At 34.8% G+C, this 6236-nt stretch carries 5 protein-coding genes and 1 pseudogene; 1 reads left to right on the top strand and 5 read right to left on the bottom strand.

What is annotated here, in order from left to right:
* Positions 1 to 293 (top strand): annotated as a pseudogene (locus ACJMLZ_RS07085) (hypothetical protein); the annotation flags it as partial.
* Positions 294 to 728: 435 nt separating this feature from the next.
* Here the strand turns inward: ACJMLZ_RS07085 and mcrA are convergent.
* Genes mcrA through ACJMLZ_RS07110 form a run of 5 tightly spaced genes read right to left on the bottom strand, consistent with a single transcriptional unit; the run spans position 729 to position 5902 of the window.
* Positions 729 to 2384 carry a coenzyme-B sulfoethylthiotransferase subunit alpha gene (mcrA, locus tag ACJMLZ_RS07090; protein ID WP_405304930.1) on the bottom strand — a complete coding sequence of 552 codons (1656 nt, stop codon included), beginning with the start codon at positions 2382 to 2384 and terminating at the stop codon, positions 729 to 731.
* A gap of 1 nt (position 2385) precedes the next feature.
* Positions 2386 to 3180: a coenzyme-B sulfoethylthiotransferase subunit gamma gene (gene mcrG, locus ACJMLZ_RS07095; RefSeq protein WP_405304931.1), complete on the bottom strand. Its 795-nt coding sequence runs from the start codon at positions 3178 to 3180 to the stop codon at positions 2386 to 2388.
* 17 nt (positions 3181 to 3197) lie between these two features.
* A complete protein-coding gene (gene mcrD / locus ACJMLZ_RS07100) occupies positions 3198 to 3692 on the bottom strand; it encodes a methyl-coenzyme M reductase operon protein D (RefSeq protein ID WP_405304932.1) in 495 nt (164 codons plus the stop codon).
* A gap of 10 nt (positions 3693 to 3702) precedes the next feature.
* On the bottom strand, positions 3703 to 5034 hold the full coding sequence (gene mcrB / locus ACJMLZ_RS07105) for a coenzyme-B sulfoethylthiotransferase subunit beta (RefSeq protein WP_405304933.1): 1332 nt from the start codon (positions 5032 to 5034) through the stop codon (positions 3703 to 3705).
* A 37-nt stretch (positions 5035 to 5071) separates the two neighbouring features.
* Positions 5072 to 5902 (bottom strand): F420-dependent methylenetetrahydromethanopterin dehydrogenase, encoded by an 831-nt coding sequence (locus tag ACJMLZ_RS07110; protein ID WP_405304934.1) that lies wholly within the window; start codon positions 5900 to 5902, stop codon positions 5072 to 5074.
* Positions 5903 to 6236: the final 334 nt, after the last annotated feature.

Here is a 6236-nt window from a genome sequence, read left to right on the forward strand (position 1 = left end):
TAACTACATTCATCGCAACTAATCCTAATTCATTAGTTTCACAGGCTTTATATGGTCTTGACTATATTTGTGTAGATATCATACTTTTTATTACCGCCAAAGAGCTGTTAAAATCAAATCCTGAAAATAAGGACTACTTAAAAGAGGCATTGAATATTAAGGATTCATTAATTATTCCATTTGCAATTTTCCTATTGGGCTTTGTTATAGCCTTTTTAGGATATCCTATTGCAATCAGCTTTTGCTGCTTATTCACAATACTATTAGCAATAAAGTATTCCCTTAGTCACTAAAATATAGTGATTCTATTGGAAACATAGACTATGAAACATTAATGAAATGTTTCTCAATAATTTTTCAAAGAATTTACTCCAAATATAAAGTCAATATGATGAAAAAACTATACAAAATATAAACACCTATCAAAAAAGGCCAAATCAATTCCTTAAAAAAATAATCCTTTTTTAGAAATATCAATACAATACACTTAATAAAATCATAAAATAAACCATATCAAGTTAATGAAGAAAAAACTTAATTTTAATTATTAATAAATCAAAGAACGCTCAAATTATGTACAATGGATTTTGCCCGTATACTCTACAAAATATTTAGTACTTTTAGCTCTTAATATTTAACATATTCACATATAAAAAGATACAATAATATTTCAAATTTTAAAAAAATATTAATAATACATTTAAAAAAAATAAAAAAAGAGATAATAATTATCGTGTCGGGATAATTATATCTCTTTCACCAGAAGGCATGAATTCTCTCAATGCTCCTTTAGCAATTTCTTTTCTAGGATGTCTAAAGTCAAAAGTATTATGACTGTCTGCAAATGCTATTTTAATTAATGGATTTGTACAGAATGCATCCCCTCTTGCTGCATGAGGTGCTTGAGCGATTCCTGCATATTCTGGTTGGTGACCTACATTCATCGCGTAGTTCGGATAATTCGGTCCGCGTAATTCGTGAATTAAACCTTCATCACTTCTGATTGATAGTGAATTAGATGCACCGGCCTGATCCTGTAAATCATAACCATAGAAACCAAGTCTTGAATGAGCTTCCTTATGCAAAATCATACTTAAATACCAACCATTTACACCTGCATTTGAGTTTCCTGTAGCGAATGCTGCAGAACAACCAGCTGCTGCAGATACGACTGATGCTCTTTGAGAACCGCCAAAGTGAGTTTCCAAAAGAGTAGGTATTTCATATTGTTCCAATCCATAAAGTGTAACTTCGGTTGCAATATCCCTTACAGTATCCATGCTTAACTCGGCATTACATAATCCATAGTTATTTTCTACATAATCTAAACCATAATATGCAAAATCATCCAAAATATCATCAGTATATGTTGCACTAGCATATTGAGTAAATCCTACACCTCCAGACATGTATGAACCCAACCACACTTGGTCATATAATACGGCTGCAGCCGCAATTACTTCCAAAGTTATTTCAACTGGATCTTCAGATATCCTGGAAGTCTGTACAATATCTGCTAGTGTACCAAATGCTACTCCCCCAGGTTCATTAGGTCCTCTTGCACGTCTTGCAGGCAGGAATGATGCCATACCAATAACGTCTGCATGTTTTGCTGCATATGAAAAATCTGCAATAGCCGCTTCACCCGCACATAATTTATACGCATTGATGAAACTCATACCGATTTGCATAGCAGACCATCTGGATACAGTACCCCCATCACATGCCCTTACAACAAGTGTAGGCACTTTACTAACCTGATATGTTTTGTTTCCAACATAACTTTTAAGCATTTCGGCTTGTTCTTCTGGAAATTCCTTATTAATATCAATAAGCACTCTTTTATCAAGTTCATCTGCTAAATCATCATTTCCTGTGAAAATTTTAGCGTAACAGTCTTCTGCAAGTCCAGGGTGCACTTCCACCATGTGTTCCTGAACTACAGCCCCTCCAGGAAGTGCATGGTTAATGTTTTCCATGTATTCATTGATTGTTTCTGGAGTAACTTCTACACCCAATCTTTCCTGCAATACTGAGTGAGCTGTATCCATTCCTACAATAATGGTTCTTTTAATATCATCAACCAATTGTTGGATAGCAGCATTGTTACAGAAGTGTAAATCATCTCCTTCAACATAATCATCAGTTCCAGATATTTTATATGCCATTAACTGCCTTTGTCCTAAAGGTACTCCAATATCAGGATTATAAAATGGCATGTTTCTTTCTTTAGCTAATTTTTCAGCAGCATCGTTGAATTCCCTTTTTCTTTCAGATTGTTTCCAACCGCCAAAGCAATAAAAACTGGTGTGGTCACTTTCCTGATCTTCACCTTTAAATTTTTCATTTAATGCGCTTAAAAACTTTTTATTCTCTAAACCCATCTTATTCACCTAATTTCTTTTTCAAGTCTTTAGAAAATACATTCATCCCATATCCCCCTTCAGTACGGGCAGTATGAATATTTTCTACAACTTCAATGGCTTCCTTATCCTGTCTCATACCAATATTGTCTTCCCGGTAGATTGTGGTAATTTCCTTTAGTAACTCTTCATCCAAAGGAGCTCCAACATCAATCATTTCATCCAACGGACGTCCAACCTGATCTTTAACATAGTAAACATGCCCATCATCTTCATTGAAAATGTATCTTTGAAGACCATCAAACATCAACCCGTTTTCATCAAGTCTTAAGGAGTGTCCATGGACTGTAGCTCCCCTCATTCCACATCTTGCAGGGTCAAATATGTCAGTTTCGACTAATTCTTTTGCGATTTTTTCTAAATCCTGCTCTCTTATTTCAATAACTTGTCTTCCAGATAATGTACCTGTGTCTACTCCCCTATATCTCCATAAGTAAGTTCTTGCCCTATCATATGGCTGTGCAGGAGCATTATACATTGAATCTGCAAATTGAATATATCTGACTCTAACCCCTTCCTTTGCACCAGGAGTAGGTTCTACAATATGTTTTATTATATCTCCATCATCTTCCATTTCAGCTAATGGCGGATGGACGGTTTTATAACTTTCACCAGGGTTTCTATGACCTAATATTTTTACTAAACCCTCATCAGAGATTTCTCTCATTTTTTTGAATTCATGCTCTGGATTCATATGCTTTCTTCTGTTTTCAGCAATTTTTGTTTCTCCAGGGCAGTATTGTGCTTTATATTCCATAATTCACCAACATAATATTATTTAATAACTTTAACAGTTTCTGAAGTTTTTGCACGTGAATCAACTAAACCAATGTAACGATCATCAATAACATTTTCGAAATTGTTTCCATATTTTAAGTAATCAGAAATTGTTGATTTTGTTCTTGTGAAAATACCTACAAGTAACGAATAATCACATGGCATATGACTGTCCAGAACATTTTCCAAACCATCCATAAATTCATTGAATTTGGACATGTCAACAGTGATTACGATTTCACCAACCATTACCCTTAATTCAATAGGATTTCCTTTTACATTAATTTCCTTGCGATCAGTGTGATTTACAACATGACCTTTTCCCGGACCATAAAATACCTTTAATGGTATTGAGGGACCATGAATTAGAACTCTTTGCTGTCCTTCTAAATCATATAAGTCATTTAAAATCTTTTCTGTAGTGTTAGGTTTTAAATACCTGTTTGGAATGATTTTAATGTCAATAACATTAATTTTATCTGATTCATCCATAAAAACACCTTTAAAGTTTGTCTTTGAGTTCACCTGCAACCTTTGCTACATTAGGAATTGGATTTCTAAGATTGTCAATTGTACCATATACAGTTCCAATCAATGAAGATGTTCTCTCTACTGAAAACATTTGAGTACCAGCATCCAAACACATTGCAGCAGATGCACAAGGAATTGCAGTTCCTTTAGCGTGTCTTGTCACAACGTGGTTTCCGTGGAATGTACCTGGACCCCCACCACCGTAAATGGAATGTGAGAAGAAACTAAATCCTACACCAACACCTTCAGTTCTACCGTAGTCCACACCAGGAAGACCTGTTTCATATTCCAGCATATCATTATAGTATAATACGGTTGATGCTACTCCCTGGGCAGCTCTTGCTGCTCCCACATTAACGATTACCGCTGCAAGTAAACCTGCCGCAGCATATGCATTCCATAATGCCCAATCAACTGGTTCATACATATTGTATCCTGAAGGCATTTTTTTAGCAACACGAATCACATTGTCTTCAATTGCTCTTCCAACCAAAGATTGGATTACTGTTCCTACTGTACCTTTACCATTTTCCTTAACAATATCAAATACCAGATTATCTGCATTCAAACCTTGATACGCTAGAGTTAATAAATGCATCCTTTCAAATGCACCTGTTGCATCTCCAGTTTCTATCATTGCTGTTTGTTCCATAATGGAAGATAATGCTGCTGCATTTAAAGTTTGCTTATTTGTAATTGCTACAACATGGTTTGCCATAACGTTCCTTAGACCATAACCCAATCCTTCTAGAAGAACTGGCGGCCCTAATAATGCACTGATATTTGCACCTGAAAGGTCAACAGTTCTAGGATATGCACCCATTACTGCTGTTTTAATTGTTGATGCATCAAACATGTTTATTTCAAAACTGTCGATTATGGCTTGAATCACAGCCGCTCCAGTTTGCATTGTTGATACACTATAATCCGCAGCTACATTCAATCTTTCAAATGGAAGTTGCACCAACAGTTGCTGACCGTCATTGATGAGGTTTACAACAGTATCATCGTCTTCCTCGACTCTCAATATTCTTCTGATTTTTTCAGCTATTAATTCTGCATTTTCTACAATTGGGATATCCAATTCCCTGCCAGGAATATAAGTTGCTTTTCCACCCATTGCAGCTGTTTTTAAACCTTTTTCAATACCTGCAAGATTAACTGCAGTAGACCGTTTAATATCATATATCATTTCTTGTATTGCAGAATTTTTTAGGGGACTTATTGAATCCAGAGGTACAGATTCTTCTATAATTTTTCCATCTGGACCATATAAATCAATAATATCGTCATAAATTTTCATTATTTACCTCCTTTTATAAAAAAAGAAAGAATAAACCTTATTCAGGCTTAGATATTAGATCTGTTTTGCAACCAGGGTTTCCTTCTTTCATGTGAGGAGTTCTTAAAACTGTGTCGTTTACTTTTTCAATTTCTCTTGCTTCTTGTGCTAATTTAGCAGCGCATGCAGCGATTTCGTGTGCAGCAGCTACTAATGGGATGAAGTTTTCGAAACCTTTGGTCATGAAACAACCTTTCATGTCCAAGTTTGCAACGGATCCTGCCATTTCATATGCGGCGATTGCTTTTGCTTTTGCATATGGGTTTGCAAATCCACCGGCTTCTGCAGCTTTTTCAGCAGTTACAATGAGTTTTGGCAATTCAATTTCTTCTCCTGCATCTGCTTGTGCAATTACATCATCAATGGTTTTTTGGACTAATCTTAATGCTCCAGTTTCAGCCAATACTTTTAAGATGTCGGAGTTGAAGATAGCCATTTCAGTTGGGTCTAACCATTCTCTTTTTGCACCAATCATTGGGTCAGACATTACAATAATGTAACCTAAACCTTGTTCATCCATTTCATCTTTTTTACCTTTACCCGGTGCGTCACCAACAATAATTGCAGGAATGTCTTTTTCAGACAACATTTCTCTTGCTTTAGCTGGTCCAGGAGCTCCTGGATTTGGGCTAATGAAAATTGCGAAATCAGGTTCAAAAGAGTCTATTTTAGGTACGACGTCTTCTACTTGTTCAGGGTTCATTTTTGCACCAGATCCAAATGTTCTTACATCGATGTTTGGTCTGTCTGCTCTTTCGTCTAACAATAGGTCAATTACTGGTGAAGTACCAATATTGCCACTTTTTATAATTGCAATTTTTACAACCATAGTTATCACCTTTTACTTTTTGTTTATTTTTTCAAAAATTAAAAAAATAAAATTGATTAAATGAATTAAATAAAATGAGTTATAAAATTAGTTTATTAATTTTAATAACTATTATGGTAAGTGTAAATCTCCTAAATTTGTGTAATCCATTTTTGTTTCAAATTCTGAGGAATAATAACTATCGTATTCAACAATAATAGTTATAAGATAATGATAATTTCAAAAAGATAATCTAACTAGCATCATAAAAACCAATGTTTTAATGCACTCTAGGAAAAAAAATGTAAATAGTTGGAAATTAACTATTTACATCTAGGCTGACAAAGTTTGATTA

Source organism: Methanobrevibacter sp. (assembly GCF_045126245.1).
Taxonomy (GTDB): Archaea; Methanobacteriota; Methanobacteria; order Methanobacteriales; family Methanobacteriaceae; genus Methanocatella.